Origin of the sequence: Faecalibacterium sp. i21-0019-B1 (genome assembly GCF_042852915.1) — a bacterium.
Taxonomy (GTDB): Bacteria; Bacillota; Clostridia; order Oscillospirales; family Ruminococcaceae; genus Faecalibacterium; species Faecalibacterium taiwanense.
This window is the reverse complement of sequence record NZ_AP031425.1, coordinates 679,002-695,514: the sequence shown is the minus strand read 5'-3', so window position 1 is coordinate 695,514 and position 16,513 is coordinate 679,002. Positions and strand designations below refer to the sequence as shown.

The window sequence follows — 16,513 nt, the reverse complement described above, 5'->3', positions numbered from 1 at the left end:
CATATAATGTTCGATTATGTTGAAATTTGATTGACTTGTGAGGAGCAGGGCTGTATGTTGTGTGATAAAAAGCATTCCCTTGTGCAATGGAGGGATTTCAAAATGAATGTCTTGGTTTGTGACGATGACCAGCAGATCGTTGATTCTATTATTGAAGAACTCAAAAAGAAAAGCGAGGAAACGCATGTATCATCAAGATTTTATGGTTTTTCTCAACCAAGCCAAATAGACTTATCACTTCCTTATGATATTGCGCTTCTGGATATTGATATGGGCGAAACAAATGGAATTGAGCTTGCCAGAAAGTTACGAGCGAGCAATGAAAACATTGTGATTATCTTCATTACGAATTTCATTCAGTATGCTCCAGAGGGATTTGAGGTTCAAGCCTTTCGATACTTACTAAAAGCAGATCTCTCTGCTAAACTTGATTCTTACTTTGATTCAGCCGTCCAAGAAGTGCTTCGGCGGAAACAGCTTATCACAATTTCAATCAACTCTGAAATTATCGATGTACCTGTAAATGACATTCTGTATTTAGAATCTCATCGAAGAATCATTGTCATGCACCTGTTGGACGAAAAACGTCCAGCATACCAGTTTTACGGTAACATAACGGAACTATCCGAAAAAATTGAGCCACTCGGTTTCCTTCGTATTCAAAAAAGCTATCTTGTCAATATGCACTATGTCGAAATCTTTCAATACAATAAAGTCCAATTGCGCGGTGGTCTTTGTCTGGCTCCAAGCGAAAAGAATTATAGTGAGCTAAAACAGAAATATTTACACTGGCGAGGTAAAAGTAGATGGATGCTTTAATCAGTTTGGTTTACACAATCATAGATTCAGTCTGTGTATGTCTGTTTTTAGACGCTTTTGCTTCGCACCGTTGGAGGGATCATAGATTCCTTGTCGGTGTAATAGTTCAAACTATTTTAATGTATGCATCTATTGAATTCAGTGTTATTGCCTTAAATCGAAACCAAATCGTCAAAATTCTCTTGATTCTACTATCCTGCTTTATTGTTGCCAGAACTCTATATGAAAATATCTCAGGAAGGTTTTTATTATTTCTTATTGTTGTAGAATATCTCTTGACTTATAGTTTATCTTTTGCAGTCGGAATGCTTGCAACTTCGGTTTGTGGGATGGATGCTCAGACGTTTCAAGCCGATAAGACTTTATCTCTAATCTATGGAATCTCTTATTATTCTGCTGAATTGTTTATTATTGCACTGTTTCGTAAAATAATGCTTCAGCGTATAGGCAACAGACCCAGAAGCGATGCTCAACATTCGCAGCTGATACTGTACTTTCTATTTCCATGCGCATCGTTTGTAATGCTTGTGATCCTACTTTACGTTACAAGCGGTCATAATATAGAAGAGTTTGTTTCTGCTGGCTGTTGTATTCTCATTTTTATTTCAAATGTCGCAGTCCTCTTTTTATTGGAGCGAATGGAGTATGCCGCATTGGAAAGAGAACAGTTATTGATGCTTAACCAGCAGATTCAGCTGCAATCGAAAAACATGACTTCGGCAAGCGAACTTTATTCTGCCCAAAGGAAAAAAGTTCACGATTTTCGAGCGCACCTGAATATCCTAAATCAATTGATGAAGAATCAAGAGTATTCTGCCGCTGAAGAATATCTTGAAAAAATCACCGAACAGCAAACTGATCGGCTATTCCTTGTCAACACACATCATCCCATCTTGGACGCACTTTTCAATACAAAAGCCGCCGAAGCAACTCAAAAGAAAATCAGCATTGATTTTGAAGTGAATGATTTATCAAATCTTCCATTTGATGCCTCTGATATGGTAGTACTTCTATCAAACCTTTTGGATAATGCCATTGAAGCGTGTCAGCAGTATGATAAGGGCGATAAAGCGATTCATGTCATGGCCGTTGCACAGCAAGACTTTTTTGTCTCTGTCCGAAACACATCGGAACCTGTTGTAATTATAAATGGTTCCATTCCAACTACAAAACCAGAACCACAGCTACATGGTTTTGGACTTGCGAACATCCGGCTGATTCTTGAAAAATACAGTGGAGAGTATACGATGTTCTATGAAAATGGGTGGTTCCAGTTCACCGCTGATATACCGTTCACTCCGATTTCGTGACAAAAGAAGTCCATTTCGTTACATTATTGTGGAAATTACGGCTCAACTTGTGTATTCTTTCTTTCAAGAAAGTTCTTTTAATGAGGATTGTCGCAATGAAAGATTTTGCAATGCAATTAACACAAAAGTGCGTGTCGATGGGATTGCTTGATGAATCTTATTCTGAATGGTTTGCATATAGCATCGAAAAAAGAGTGGCAACCTTATTAACTTGGCTTGTGCAGTGTCTGATTGGTGGTTTTTTCTTTGGCTGGACCTTAACAATCTCATTTTCTGTGTTCTTCCTCTTAATTCGGAAATACACAAACGGTTATCATGCTGCTACTTATAGTAAATGCCTGTTCCGTTCCATTTTATTAGAAGTAGTTCTTCTTGCTTCAATCTCCTACGTTTTCCGTACAGGCTTGGCGTTGTTTTTCTTAACTATAGTTTCTGATGTTACAATTTGGTGTATTGCGCCGGTTAACAATAAAAGCATTCATTGGTCAACAGATGAATTTAAGGCTGCAAAAATAGCTGTTCGTTGGTTATTATTGATTCTAAATATTTTTGCAATTTTGTTGGTGGGAGTTCAAATTGCTCCTTCCATACTACAAGGGTTGGTCGCAGCATTGACTGCTGATGCAATAACACTATCCATTTCACGCTGTCAAAATTGAAAGGAGGGCATACAAATGAAAATTCAAGTCAAACAGTTCACCAAAAAGAAAATTGAAGCTCTGGTAAAGAAGGATATGCAGGAGTGGCCTCCGGGTTGTGCGGGCTGGATGTATCAGCCGAAGCGTCCCTATGTACCTGAGAAGCATCTGCAAGAAAAACGAAAATAAGTTTAATCCTGAGATGGCATGGTTGCTTTCCTGTTTCACCAACAAAAAGCACTATGCCATTTTTCTTTGTTGGTGACTCCGATTTCGTTACGAATTTTCTCCATCTTATTACAGAAACGTAGACAATATTGCTTGCTGCGTATACAGTGTAAGAAAGGATGGCACAATGCACAAATCGAAAGGAGTTACTCCGATGCAGCAATATAGCTTTGAATGAAATTCAAACTTATCCATTTAATGAGAAAGGATTGCTTATTATGAAACATAAAAAAGTATCACAGCTTTTAGCTGCTTCGCTTTCTTTCTTGATGATTGCGATGCTTTGCGTTTCTAGCGTTGCAATGGAACCTTCTATGAGAATCGGCAGTGTCACCGTTCATTCTTCGCTCTTTGCTAAAATGGCTTCTGAATCGCCGGAAAAAGATTTGATTACCCAATCTAATATTGTTAAGGCAACCGATGAAATGATTCAGTTCGAAGAAAAAAACGTTCTGGATGTTCAACATTTGGATGATGGTTCGTCCCTTACTTCCTATCGAAAAGATGTCGCAACCATTCTGCCTAGCGAATTTCCAACATCTATAAGCCCCAGTGCAGATGGAAGCATCAACCAAGATTCTTGGGACTCAAGCAACACCGTACGAGCATATACTACAATTTATTATGATATTGTTAAAGACTCCGGCGATCGTTCGTATTATAAGTTGACAAAGGTTACTGGAAAGTACTATTGCAATAACTCTGCAACAAAAATTACGAGCCAAACTCTAAGAATTGGTCAAACTGGATGGACGAGTAACGGATATCGAGAGCAGACCAAGGATTTTGACATTCCTGCATCTCAGAAAAACTGGACAAAATACCCTGATTCCTCTTGGGCTGGTGTTCTGGTAGATGCGACAAATCACGTTGGCTGCTACTATGTTGTCAATATTGCTGCAAAGACCGGAAAGACTTGGTATGTTGAAATTTCAAATAATATCCGATAACCGTTTTTGAGCAAGGAGTTTTTTATGCTACCGTTTTTCAATCAAAAAGAGCTGGTTGTTTGCTCGAATCAATCTCAATACCAAAAATACACATCTCTTTTAGAAAAAGAAGGAATCGGATATAGAACAAAAGTACGCGATTTATCATCACCGTCTCTGTTTTCAATGGGAACCCGTGAAAGAGCCGGAACGGCATTTCAAAAGGTCAATTATCAAATGCTCTACACAATATATGTTCGCAAAGCCGATTACGAACGCGCTGTTCACGTTATCACTGTTTGATTAAACCACCAAAACCATATACGCTTTTCCTCGCCAAACAATCAGTTGCAAAGCAGGTCTGATTGTTTGGCTCTTTATTTTGCAAAGGAGCGTAATGCCATGACCGAACCCAAATCCGACCTTGCCTATCTCCGCAACGAAAAAGCCAAAGCAGAACAGAAGCTGCGCTCTTGCCAGCACCGGGAAAAGATCCTTAAACGCAGGATGTCAGAGCTGAACCGGAGAGAGCGTGTGCACCGTCTTTGTACTCGTGCCGGAATGCTGGAAAGCTTTCTGGTCTGTCCGGGAGAACTGACCGACGATCAGGTGATGGAGCTTTTGAAGATCTCATTCCGTCAACCTGAAGTCGTGCTGGCGCTTGCAAAGATGGTGCATGACGTTCACGAACGAAGCAACGTCCAAAACCCTTTAGAATAAAGGGCGCAATTATACACCGTTCCGGTGAAATTGCGGTCTTGCAGACGGCTCGATGAAATCGAAGCTGGCGTTTGTGCGCCAGCCCGATTCCATCCCAAAGAAAACTGCATTTTCCTTGCGCTGCTTTGCAGCTGTCCTTTTGCGGCTCCCGCCTAAGACCGAAGCGCACAGCACTCCGTTCCAAGGCGGCGAGCAAAACCGAATACGATTCCAGACCGTTCATCAAGAGCAATCTTGCTGGGCGGTCTTTTTGTTTGGGGGTGATGCCTATTCCGTGTCCGCATTTCAAAATCACCATCGTCAAGCGCAGCCAAGGACAATCCGCTGTTGCCGGGGCCGCTTACCAGAGCGGCGAACGGCTGTTCAGTGAGTACGACCAGAAAACGAAGTTCTACAACAAGAAGAAAGAACTTGTCCACGCCGAAGTCATGCTGCCGTCCCATGCACCACCCGGATTTGCAGACCGTGCAACGCTCTGGAACGCCGTAGAAGCCGTGGAGAACCAGTGGAACTCCCAGCTTGCCCGGCGCATCGTGCTGGCGTTCCCGGTGGAGGTGCCGAAAGAACAGTATCTGAAAATGATTCGGGAGTTTTGTCAGGAGCAATTCGTATCCAAGGGCATGATCGCCGACTTTGCCATTCACGACAAGGGAGATGGCAACCCACACGCCCACATTCTGCTGACGCTCCGGGCAATGGACGAACACGGAAAGTGGCTTCCAAAAGCCAGAAAGGTGTACGACCTTGATGAAAACGAAGAGCGCATCCAACTCCCATCCGGCAACTGGAAATGCCACAAAGAAAACACGGTGGACTGGAACGACCAGAAGTACGCCGAGGTCTGGCGGCATGGCTGGCAGACCATCACCAACCGCTATCTGGAAGCTGCAGGCAGACCGGAGCGTGTTGATCTCCGCTCCTTTGAGCGGCAGGGCATCCAGCAGATACCGACCGTGCATCTCGGTCCTGCGGCACACCAGATGGAAAAGCGTGGAGTGGAAACCTTTCTCGGAAATCTCAATCGGGATATTCGAGCCGCCAACAGCCTGATACAGTCCATCCGCAGTGCGATTCGTGGGCTGCAACGCTGGATCGCAGACCTGAACGAAAAGAAGCAGCTTCTTCTGGACGCTCTGGAAAAGGCGAAAGAACCCACGCTGTCCGACTTGCTGGTGGATTACTTCAACCTTCGCAATGATCAGCGGAGCGATTGGTCGAGCAGGGCGCAGATAAAATGTACTGCCCGTGACCTCAACGAAGTTATGCAGGCTGTTGATTATCTGAAAGCCCATTCTCTGAACATCATCGAGGATTTGGATACCGCAATTTCCAACCTGAACCAGACCATCGCCCCTCTCCGCAAGCAGTTGAAGCAGAACGAGAACCGTATGCGTTCGATTGCTCAAATCAAGGACGCTGCGGCCGTCCATGCCAAGCTGAAACCCGTCCACGACACTTTTATTAAGAAAAACTTTAAGCTGACCAAGGACGCTTACGCCGCCCAGCACAAGGACGAGCTGGACGCATTCAACAAAGCCGTTCGCACCCTGATGAAGCTGAACGGCAGCACAGCGGTGGATTTTTCGGCATTGGATGCCGAATTTTCTGCGCTGCAATCCAGCAGCGCAGAACTGCGTACCCAACTGGAAACCTTGCAGCCGGACATCTCCGCCCTGAAAAATATCCGCAAGTATATCGACATGGTGCTGAATAAGCAGCAGCTTTCCGCACCGGGCGGCAAGACCCCGGAGAAGGAATCGGTGCTGAAACAGCTGGAGCAGCTTCAGCAGAAAAAGTCCAACCACAAAACGATTTCCACCACCCCAAACCGCGAAGAATCGCTCTAAACGATCTTTCTGTCACCGATATGCCGTTGCAATCAGTGGCAGAAATACATAATTCATTTGTTTTTTGCTGGCTTTTGGCTATTCTCGCTGGCTAGTGAGTAGAGGCGTACTTTTAAGGCAGAAATTTTCTCCAACACCCCCCATTTTAGGCCACTTTTTCTGTTAATAGTAGAAGCGCCTCTTTGAAAGTCGGTCATTTGTGACCTTTTTGTTAATTCTCAAAAAGATGGTTGTCTTTGGGCTGTTTTCGTTGCCTACCTATTGAGAGGATTTTTCAAAAGCGGAGATTTGGTCTCAAGAATTACAATTCAATTACAAGTTTCTCACCAATGCTACGAAACAGGCGTTCTCGATGCCTACCAAGTGTAGGGCATCTTTTTCAAGACCATTCTCGGACTATTATGACGTTTTGTTTACAAAATTGCTTGCAATGCTACGAAATGGCCTTTTTCATCGGCTACCAAGTAGAAGGATGTTTTTCGTCCGTCAAAGTCCAGAAATCTTCCATATGTTCCTTGACAAGTGAATAGTTCAATCGTCCGGTACTTCACAAAAGGTACTTCTGTAACTCGCAGCCCGGTCATAACGAAGACGGGGTGGCTGAAATGCCAATGGTGCGGTGCAAGTCCGCCGCCGGACGATTCCCCACTCCTAGGGAAGTCGAGGACCAATATGGGAGACCTTAACTTATTAACGCAGCTGAGCACTTGTTTCGTGCTTTTCTGCGACTGGAGAATTGGAACCCACCAATTCTCGTTACATACTCTTTGTTTCTGATTTCTGCTTCAGCTGGAGGTGATCAACATTTCAGAATATCTTACCACGCAAACTCTGCTGCCGCCGTTTCTCCCATACCCACGCTTCCTTTTGGAACTTGACCTGAGCCAGACTGCAAAAATGACTTATGTGCTGCTGCTCGACCGTGCCACGCTCTCGCAGAAAAATCTCTGGATAGATGAATGTGGTTTCGTGTTTGTCATTTTTACGATTTGCTCTTTGGCTGAGCAGCTAGGGCGCAGCACTGTCAGTGTTTCCAGTGTGCTTAAGGAATTGGACGCTGCAGGATTGATTGAGCGCAGACGAACGCGGTTTTCTTCGCCCAATCACATCTTTGTGAAAATTCCAAATGTTGAATAGTTCTGCGTTTTTCACGATTCAAGAACCGCCAAAATCACGATTCTGCGATGCAGATTCTTAATGGCATCTGCAAAAGATATTTTTTCTATGCAGTATAGCAGCCTTTAAGACTGTATCAAAGAAAACTTTCACCTAACCAACGTAATAAAACAAAAAGAGAAAAACGAATAGAATCCATCCATTCCTTTCCGTATTTGCACCACATGAATGAGGAGGTCTGCCCTTGAACAAAGAAAAATCTGAGAAGAAACCCACCACACGCAAACGTGCGCCGAGAAGTCCGAAGTCCGTGCGCCTAATCGTGGAACGCCATTATATCGGCAATGTGCCGATGAATACGCTTTTTCAGCGGCTTGCGGAAGAAGAAATTCGTAAAACTGCCGAATCGTATCTCGCCGCTGGCTAATTGGACGTTTTACTGCGGAAAAGGGCTTGCATCATCACGCAGCATCCGCTACAATGTGATTGATGAGGTCTCTTTTCCATTATGGAGGTACACATGGAAAAGGACAAAAAAGTAACTGCTTTATACTGCCGACTGTCAAAAGATGACGGTTCAAACAGCGAAAGCCTGAGCATCCGCACTCAAAAGGCGATGCTTATGGAGTATGCCACACGCAACGGTTTCGGGAATTGCCAGTACTATGTTGATGATGGTTACAGCGGTACGAACTCTGACCGCCCTGCCTTTCAGGAACTTCTGGATGATATCCGGGAAGGAAAGGTGGCAACAGTCATTACCAAAGACCAGTCCCGACTTGGACGCAACCACATCGAAACCGGAACGTATATGGAAATCTTCTTTCCTGAACACGGTGTCCGCTATATTGCAATCAATGATGGTTATGATTCCAACGAACAATCCCAGATGGATATTGCCCCGTTCCGAAACATCATCAATGAAATGTACGCCAAAGACACTTCCCGAAAAATCAAGAGTGCCCTTCGGACACGCAAGAAAAGCGGAAAGTATATCTCCAGCGGCGCACCGTTTGGCTATCAGAAAGACCCTGCCGACCACAATCACCTTGTAATCGACCCGAATACCGCCCCTGTTGTTGAGTACATCTATTCAATGGCAGAGGAAGGGCTGGGGCTTCACCGCATCGCCAAGCGGCTCCACGATGAAAAAGTTCTGAAGCCGTGTTACTACAAGAAAGAGATGTTTGGCCGCTTTATTGATGATGAAAAGATGTATGATTGGGACAGTGCCTATATCAGTCAGGTTCTGCACAGCCCAGTCTACGCCGGACACATCATCTACGAAGCCAAGCCCACCGTGTCCATGAAATCCAAAAAGCGGCGTTATATTCCGTTTGAAGAACGCGCTATCGTTCCGAATACACATGAAGCAATCATCCCACAAGACCGTTGGGAGAACGTGCAGCGAATCCTTTACAGCCGTTCCGGCTGCTTTATGTGCGATAAGACCGACTACGACAATATCTTCAAAGGCATCGTCCGCTGTGCAGACTGCGGCAGAACGATGTTAGTCAAGGTTGAGCACAGGCGCAAACGTAACAGTGTTCTGGATCAGACCTTTTATTGTTGCAGCACTTATCGGAAATATGGTGCGAAAGCCTGTGACTCTCATAATTTGGAAGCCCGTGTTCTGCATGAAGCTGTCTTTGCGGACATTCAGGCACACGCAAAGGCCGCTGTGAGCAATCGGGAAGCCCTTGTGAAGAAGATTGCAAATCAGATGCACCTCCGGGTGTCCTCTGACCGGGCGCAGCACAAACGGGATTTGAAGCAGTGTAAAGCACGAATCGCAGAAATCGAAGACCTGTATGCAAAACTTTATGAGAACGTATCAAAGGGACTTCTCCCGGAGAAACGTTTTCAAATGCTTGCAGATCGCTACGACAAAGAACAGGCTGAACTGACCGAGAAGATTGAGCAGTACGAGCGGGAAGGCCGTGCTGAACACGATCAGCTGGACAAGATTCAGGATTTTATTGATGAAGTCAGCAAGTACGCTGGCATCACCGAACTGAACTATAAGATTCTGCATCAGCTGATTGACAAGATTCTGGTATCCAAAGCGGAAAAGGTCGATGGCGAATACGTCCAGAAAATCCAGATTTTCTACCGCTTTATCGGCCCATTGGATGCCATCGAGTAACAAAGTCAGAAAAGTCACCTCCGAGAACTATCCTACAGACGCAGGGCGCGAGGGAGAACTGATCTTCCGCTTGGTCTACCAGCAAGCGGGCTGTAAAAAGCCCGTTTTCCGCCTGTGGCTGTCCAGCATGGAGGAAAACGCCATCCGGGAGGGTTTCGCCCATCTCAAACCGTCAACTGAATACGATGCGCTGTACAATGCAGCACTCTGCCGGGAACGTGCCGACTGGATGGTCGGCATCAATGCGTCCCGGCTTTTTTCGTGCCTGTACGGTCAACCGCTGGCGGTAGGGCGTGTTATGACCCCGGTGCTTGCAATGACCGTGGTGCGGGAAGCCGCCATTGCTGCCTTTACCCCGGAAAAATTCTACACGGTGGCTCTGACCCTTGCAGACGGCGGCACCGCATCCAGCAAGCGGTTTGCCCAGAAAGCGGATGCCGAACTGCTGCTTTCCAAATGCCGAAAGGAGGGGCGCGTCACGGTACAGAAGATGGAACGCAAGGAAAAGTCCGAAAGTCCGCCGCAGCTCTACGACCTTACCGCATTGCAGCGGGATGCAAACCGTCTGCTGGGGTTTACGGCACAGCAGACCTTGGATTATGCCCAAAGTCTTTACGAAAAACGGCTCATCACTTACCCCCGCACGGACAGCCGCTTTTTGACGGAGGATATGGCGGCATCCCTGCCGGGGCTGGTGACAGACACGGGCAGGGCGCTTGCCGTGGAGGAACCGTTTCCCATCCATGTGCAGCAGGTCATCAATGGCAGCAAAGTCACCGACCACCATGCGCTGCTGCCTACGAAAAGCATGGCAAACGCAGACCTTGCCGCCCTCCCTGCCGGGGAGTGGAATGTCCTGCGGCTGATTGCTGCACGGCTGCTCTGCGCTGTGGGTGAACCGCACCGCTATGCAGAAACTACGCTCACCACCATCTGCGCCGGGGAGGAATTTACCGCTAAGGGCAAGGAGGTTCTGGAAGAAGGCTGGAAAGCGGTGGAGCGCAAGGTACTGGCAGACATCCTGAACCGAAAACAGGAACTCACCGCCCTGCCCAATGCAGCGGAAAACGAGTGCGGCATTCTCAACGCCGAGCTAAAGGAGGGGCAAACGACCCCGCCGAAGCATTTTACTGAGGACACTCTGTTGCACGCTATGGAAACCGCCAGTGCGGACAGTATGCCGGAGGGCGTGGAGCGTCAGGGCATCGGCACCCCGGCTACCCGTGCCGCCACCATTGAAAAGCTTGTGCAGAAGGGTTTTCTGGAACGCAAGGGCAACAAGAAAACCAAGGTGCTGCTGCCCACGGATAAGGGAAAAGCCCTTATCACTGTGATGCCCGAAGAAATCCAATCCCCGGAAATGACCGCCGATTGGGAAACAAAGCTGCTGCAAATCGAACGTGGCGAAATGGAGCCGAGCGAATTTATGACCGAGATCAATACGATGATTACCGAACTGGTAAAGAACACGGAAATGAAAAAAGGAGCGAATGCGCTTATGAAAAACAAAATTATTGGTGTCTGCCCGAATTGCGGTGCAAATGTTGTAGAGCGTGAAAAAGGCTGGTTCTGTGAATCCAACCCTTGCCGTTTCGTGCTGTGGAAGGACAATGCGTTCTTTAAGCGTCTGGGCAAGCGTCTGGACGCCCATGTGGCAGACAAGCTGCTGCGGGATGGTCGGGTCCGGCTGAAGGACTGCAAGAGCGCCAAGGGCAAGACCTACAATGCCACCGTGCTGCTGTCCTGTGAAGCTGATGGCCGCAGCAAGTTTTCGCTGGAATTTGAAGGTGGGTGCTGATGGAGCAGATAAAAGAAGCGGTTTACCTTATCAACGATGAACGCTATCTGCATCTCCGGGAAAACGGTACAGGAGTCGGCTTTGCCACCTACAACAAGGTAACTGGTGAGCCGCTGGAAAGCGGGCAGGTCTCCGAAAAGAACCTGCCGCCAGATGGACAAAACACCATCCCTGCCGCCCGGAACTGGTATCTGTTTGAACTTTCGGACGATGACCGTAAGGCCATCCAACAGGAAAGCGTAAAGATCCTCGAAAACATCCCGCAGGCGGGCATCGGCAGACAGCGCATCTGGGAGCCGGAAACGCTGCCGAAGGATATTCGTCTCATCAACAGCCACTATGATGACCTCTATCGCATTCCCGATGGCGGCGTGATTCAGGTGGATTACCCGGATGGGCGCAGTTTTACGGCACGGGTGGAACATCTGGATGATTATCACTTTGACATGGGCGGTTTGGGCAATGTGTTCCACATCTGCCAGTTTGCCGAAGTCATGGAACGAAACCATGCCGACTTCTACCCGGAAATTCAGACACAAGACGAGCAGGCTACATGGGAACTGGGCGGCAAAGGCTATCTTGCCATCCAGTCCTGTGAGGATGGATGGGACTACACACTCTACCACAGCGATTATTCTGTGATGGACGGCGGGCAGTTGGATGCCCCGGAACTGACCATTCAGGAAGCCCGTGAGCAGATTCTGGAAGCGCACCACATGGAAAAGGGGCGGCGGCTGTTGCAGGACTACGATACCGTTATGGATAAAGTTGCGGAAGCCGAGGAACGGAGCGCAGACCATCGCTCTTCCACAATGGAAAAGCTGGCAGAACTGGCAAGTGATACGGCTGCGCCAAAATCCTCTGCACGTTCTGCGCCAGAACTGTGAGGTGGACGATGCAGCAAAAATGGAACCAGAATTTTGACGGTGAACCCATGACGGACATCCCGCAGAAGTTTCTGAGCGCAGGGTGCGATGTTTATATGGTGATGCAGCTGCGGCATGACGAAAAAATCTTCGATGAAAGATTTGCTTCTATGCGGGAGTTGAATCGTCGAGGCAAAACGCCCGACCCGGAGCATTACGAGGTCACCTACTATGCTGATTTGCCCGCCATGTGGCAGGATGTGCCGGACAACGAGGTTCTGGAAGAACTGTTTCAGATGTTCAACATCTCCCGTCCGCAGGATTTTGAGGGGCACAGCCTGTCGGTCAGCGATGTAATCGCACTCAAACGCAATGGCGAGGTGTCTGTGCATTATGTGGACAGCATCGGCTTCAAAGATTTACAGGGGTTTCTGGACAAGCAGCCGGAACGTCCTTCGGTGCTGCTGAATCTCAAAGAGAAGTGCGATGCCCCGGAGTGCAATCCCACCGTCTGCCGGAAAGCGAGGGATGAACATGAACTTTGACCACGAGGAATTGACCCTGATGATGCTTTACAACACCGGCACCCGACTGGGGCTTATCCACGAACTGCGGCTGATGCAGTGCTACCTGATGCCCGATGAAACTGCCCTGCGGGAACTGTCGGAGGGGGTTATCGAAAAGCTGAAACTGGTGACCGATGCAGAGTTTGCCGAGTTGGAATTTCCGCTCGACTGACTTTTGCCGCCTGCGGGCGGCATACATATTCTCTTTTACAATGCCATTTGGTGTGGTATACTGAACTCGACAACTCGGAAAGTTGCAGGGGTAACAGAAATGAAAAATAGAATAATCGGTATTATATTTTTAACTGTCTTTGTGTCAATCAACCTTTGGGCCATTCTGACAAAGAACTATTCCAATTCATTTCTGGCAGGAATTGCAGGAATGTGTCTTGTTACCGCAATTCTTTATCTCCGAAAAGGAAAAAAATAATCAAATTCCTGTTTAAGAGGATCAGCCGATGGACAAAACATTTCAGAAATTATTACAGACTGACATTGATCTTTCATCCTTAGGCGTAGAACGCCGTACAGATAACGAACCGTATTTTTGCACACCAAAGGGTGCGTCTGTATTTGGTTGGACCGGTGTGGATGGAATCCACTTCTGTTTTGTTCGTGGCTTTGGCGGTATGGTTTTTGCTGTCAGCCCGGCGAACACATTTCCAAACTATGTTCATCCGTTGGCAAAAAATTTCGCTGATTTTCTGCGGCTACTGCTTGCCTGCGGCGATGTGGCAGCATTGGAGCAGGCATGGATGTGGGATAAGGCACAATTTGAAACCTTCTTACAGGACAACCCTCCCACGCAGGAGCAGCAGGAAACCCTTGCGCTTGTCGCTACGAAATTAAAGCTGATGCCAATGGAGCGGCCATGGGCATATATCAAAGAGCTTCAGGCATCTTTTGATTACAGCAAAATCAAGTACACCAAAGAATATTACGATGTTGTGGACCAGAACGCAAAACCAGCTATCCCGGAGTGGAAAGTCTACTTTGAGGGAAACTTCTGGGGACATTCGGGAAAAGAACGTGCCGGAACAGAAGTCCCCTTGAATCAGCAATTTGAATGGGCCGGGCATCATTGGATCATTCCTGCGGCGTATTCGTGCAGCAAGGGGTTCGTTGTGGACTTTTGTATGCGTACCCCGGAGGAAGACATTCGCAAGTTCATGACTAAATGGGATTTACACCCCGAAAACGACTCTTGTGAATACTTCACGCAGGAGCAGCAACTGCAAATAGATTTAGAAAATCCACTTTGTCTTGACTTTATTCCTCGTTTGGAATTGAACGGGAAAACAATGCTGACCTCCCACGGTTGCTCGGTGGTCTTTAATCCATGTTTGCCAGACGGGATGATCAATGAAGCGGAAGCAAAGTGGGCATTGGAACACTATGATTTGGATACATCCTATGGGTGGATGATTTTTCGGGCGGCATTTCCGTGGACAAGCAAACGCCGTCCTGAAATAAAATCCCTCTCCCTTACGATGGAGCAACGGCCATGCCGTGTGCCGGGACCACATTTCCAGACACACGCTCCCGGTGATTCGTTTTCTTTCCTCCATCCGGTCAGCGGAACAAACTATACATTGACCGTGCAGGAAATAGAGCAACAAACAATTCCTCAAAAGTGTTTCGGTTCTGACCGCTGGGTTTATCCGACACATTTTACCGTCATGCGTTATACGCTTTTCCCTGAATCGGAGGAAGATATCTCGATTTGTGATTGCTGCGATGGAGATAAGCCTATGGAAATTGCTGTGGAGGGAGACTCCTTCACGCCGGAAACCCAAAATAATGCTTGCGTAGGCATTATCGGTGGAGCTGACGGACCAACAGTGATTATGACTGGAGAAAAATCACAAGGCAGGCTTTATGCTGCTTGCTCAGCACTGCACTTTGAGCCGGTTCGGGATGATGTAGAGTGGTGCACAATGTTCAGTATTAAGAATTTTGATGAAACGACGATCAACCTTATATAACAGGAATACGATGACGACTTTCAGTTTGTCGATGGTTGTCAACTGGGATAATGTCATAGGGCATTGTTCCGAAATTTTTTCATAACCCGCAAAAAGTGGGCTTGATAGAATGCTTCCATTCATGCTATAAACTACCATAGATTCCATAAGCGAGTGACCTGAAAAGGCCGCTCGCTTTTTTGTTTACAACGAGATTGAAGGGAGGAACGCTATGCCAAGCAAAACCGAAGAATATCTCGCCCTTGCCCAGCGCACGGCGAATGGTCTGACCCGGTACTGGGAAAGCTGGACGGACTATTTGACCACTGCATCCCGGCTGTACAAGTACCCCTTTGCAGACCAGCTGATGATCTACGCCCAGCGCCCCGATGCCACCGCCTGCGCCGACTTTGACATCTGGAACAACCGGATGAACCGTTATGTCAGGCGTGGCTCTAAGGGCATCGCTTTGCTGGACGAATCCAGCGGATTCCCGCGCCTGCACTACGTCTTTGACGTAAGCGACACCGGGGTGCGCCGCAATTCCCGTGACCCGGAGGTGTGGCAGCTCGGTCCCGATTTGGTGCAGCCGGTTTCAGAAATGCTCGCCGCCACCTACGGCATCAGCGGAGAACGTGTCAGCCAGCAGCTTGCAGATGTTGCCGGGAAACTGGTGGCGGATTACTGGGACAACAACGGTGGCGATATCCACGCCACCGTTGACGGTTCGCTGCTAATGGATTATGATGAAGCCGGGGTGGAGATGCAGTTCAAGTCCGCCGCCGCCATCAGCGTCACCTACACGCTGCTGGAACGCTGCGGATTTGAGCCAGCCGGGTGGTTCGACAAGGACGATTTTCGGGCAATCTACAATTTCTCAACCCCAGACAGTGTTTACGCCCTCGGTGCAGCCGTCAGCGACATGAGCCGGGAGGTGCTGCGGAACATCGAGCGCACCGTAAAAACAACCATTCGCCGCCGCAATGCAGAAAGGAGCCAATATGAATACGAACAGCAGGAACGTGACCTACTCGACCGTCGGGGACTACCAGCTCCCGAACCTGACCCTGAACCAGCCCCGGAAGCCGCTGGGCAAGTACGGCAGGATGCGCCTGAACTTTCTGAAACAGCAGCACCCGGTTCTGTACCACACGATGCTCCTGAACGGGAGCCTGTACCCGACCCTGACCGAACTGGAGCAGACCGCAGCAGCGATGAAGAAGCAACTGATGGCCGATCTGCTGGCGAAGAACCCGGCCCCGGACAAGGAGAAGAATCAGATGGCGTGGGTGCAGCACATGAACAGCCTGAAAGCGCAAGCCGAGGAACTGGTGCTGACGGAGCTGATCTACAGCTAAGTTTCTTCGATGCCCACATCCCTACCGAAGCTGAACAAATTGGAAAAATCGACCAAGCGGAGAGCGAAAAATTGCCCTCCGCTTTTGTTTTGTCGCAGGCTGAAATCGAAAACGAATTGCGTAAGCACGGTTCAGGGTTTGCAGGCGGTAAGCAGCGGATCATCGAACTGTACCAGACACAGCCCGACCGCAAACTCCGCGCTAAAGC

Annotated in this window: 17 protein-coding genes; all 17 read left to right on the top strand. The window is 47.9% G+C overall.

All coding sequences use genetic code 11. The annotated features are described in order from the left end of the window. Positions 1-102: 102 nt before the first annotated feature. The gene (locus tag ACGHP1_RS03200; RefSeq protein WP_270478677.1) at positions 103-819 is read left to right on the top strand and encodes a LytTR family DNA-binding domain-containing protein; all 717 of its coding nucleotides are present in this window, start codon (positions 103-105) and stop codon (positions 817-819) included. Then, positions 807-2,129 carry a sensor histidine kinase gene (locus ACGHP1_RS03195; RefSeq protein ID WP_270478679.1) on the top strand — a complete coding sequence of 441 codons (1,323 nt, stop codon included), beginning with the start codon at positions 807-809 and terminating at the stop codon, positions 2,127-2,129. The genes ACGHP1_RS03200 and ACGHP1_RS03195 overlap by 13 nt, the downstream gene beginning before the upstream one ends. A 95-nt stretch (positions 2,130-2,224) precedes the next feature. Further along, positions 2,225-2,788: an accessory gene regulator B family protein gene (locus ACGHP1_RS03190; protein WP_270478682.1), complete on the top strand. Its 564-nt coding sequence runs from the start codon at positions 2,225-2,227 to the stop codon at positions 2,786-2,788. Positions 2,789-2,803: 15 nt separating this feature from the next. Next, on the top strand, positions 2,804-2,956 hold the full coding sequence (locus ACGHP1_RS03185) for a hypothetical protein (protein ID WP_270478684.1): 153 nt from the start codon (positions 2,804-2,806) through the stop codon (positions 2,954-2,956). Positions 2,957-3,213: 257 nt separating this feature from the next. Continuing rightward, positions 3,214-3,945, top strand: coding sequence for a hypothetical protein (locus tag ACGHP1_RS03180; protein ID WP_270478686.1), 732 nt, complete (start codon positions 3,214-3,216; stop codon positions 3,943-3,945). 24 nt (positions 3,946-3,969) lie between these two features. Beyond that, positions 3,970-4,227, top strand: coding sequence for a hypothetical protein (locus ACGHP1_RS03175; protein ID WP_223388074.1), 258 nt, complete (start codon positions 3,970-3,972; stop codon positions 4,225-4,227). A gap of 99 nt (positions 4,228-4,326) precedes the next feature. After that, positions 4,327-4,644, top strand: coding sequence for a DUF3847 domain-containing protein (locus ACGHP1_RS03170; RefSeq protein WP_390507694.1), 318 nt, complete (start codon positions 4,327-4,329; stop codon positions 4,642-4,644). A 269-nt stretch (positions 4,645-4,913) separates the two neighbouring features. Then, positions 4,914-6,491 carry a MobQ family relaxase gene (gene mobQ, locus ACGHP1_RS03165; protein ID WP_390509803.1) on the top strand — a complete coding sequence of 526 codons (1,578 nt, stop codon included), beginning with the start codon at positions 4,914-4,916 and terminating at the stop codon, positions 6,489-6,491. Positions 6,492-7,286: 795 nt separating this feature from the next. After that, positions 7,287-7,628: a replication initiator protein A gene (locus ACGHP1_RS03160; RefSeq protein ID WP_390507691.1), complete on the top strand. Its 342-nt coding sequence runs from the start codon at positions 7,287-7,289 to the stop codon at positions 7,626-7,628. A gap of 223 nt (positions 7,629-7,851) precedes the next feature. Continuing rightward, positions 7,852-8,034 carry a hypothetical protein gene (locus tag ACGHP1_RS03155; protein WP_005924684.1) on the top strand — a complete coding sequence of 61 codons (183 nt, stop codon included), beginning with the start codon at positions 7,852-7,854 and terminating at the stop codon, positions 8,032-8,034. An 81-nt stretch (positions 8,035-8,115) separates the two neighbouring features. Next, positions 8,116-9,753, top strand: a complete 1,638-nt coding sequence (locus ACGHP1_RS03150; RefSeq protein WP_390507689.1) for a recombinase family protein — start codon at positions 8,116-8,118, stop codon at positions 9,751-9,753. Then, entirely contained in the window at positions 9,740-11,551 is a 1,812-nt protein-coding gene (locus tag ACGHP1_RS03145; protein WP_390507686.1) for a DNA topoisomerase, read from the top strand. Before ACGHP1_RS03150 ends, ACGHP1_RS03145 begins: the two co-directional genes overlap by 14 nt. Continuing rightward, a complete protein-coding gene (locus ACGHP1_RS03140; protein ID WP_390507685.1) occupies positions 11,551-12,438 on the top strand; it encodes an LPD16 domain-containing protein in 888 nt (295 codons plus the stop codon). Before ACGHP1_RS03145 ends, ACGHP1_RS03140 begins: the two co-directional genes overlap by 1 nt. Positions 12,439-12,446: 8 nt before the next feature. Beyond that, positions 12,447-12,962 carry a YodL domain-containing protein gene (locus ACGHP1_RS03135; RefSeq protein WP_390507683.1) on the top strand — a complete coding sequence of 172 codons (516 nt, stop codon included), beginning with the start codon at positions 12,447-12,449 and terminating at the stop codon, positions 12,960-12,962. Beyond that, positions 12,952-13,155: a transposon-transfer assisting family protein gene (locus ACGHP1_RS03130; RefSeq protein WP_097791221.1), complete on the top strand. Its 204-nt coding sequence runs from the start codon at positions 12,952-12,954 to the stop codon at positions 13,153-13,155. The genes ACGHP1_RS03135 and ACGHP1_RS03130 overlap by 11 nt, the downstream gene beginning before the upstream one ends. A 286-nt stretch (positions 13,156-13,441) precedes the next feature. Beyond that, positions 13,442-14,968 (top strand): hypothetical protein, encoded by a 1,527-nt coding sequence (locus ACGHP1_RS03125; protein ID WP_097840383.1) that lies wholly within the window; start codon positions 13,442-13,444, stop codon positions 14,966-14,968. Positions 14,969-15,948: 980 nt separating this feature from the next. After that, positions 15,949-16,305 carry a TnpV protein gene (locus ACGHP1_RS03120; RefSeq protein ID WP_390507680.1) on the top strand — a complete coding sequence of 119 codons (357 nt, stop codon included), beginning with the start codon at positions 15,949-15,951 and terminating at the stop codon, positions 16,303-16,305. Positions 16,306-16,513: the final 208 nt, after the last annotated feature.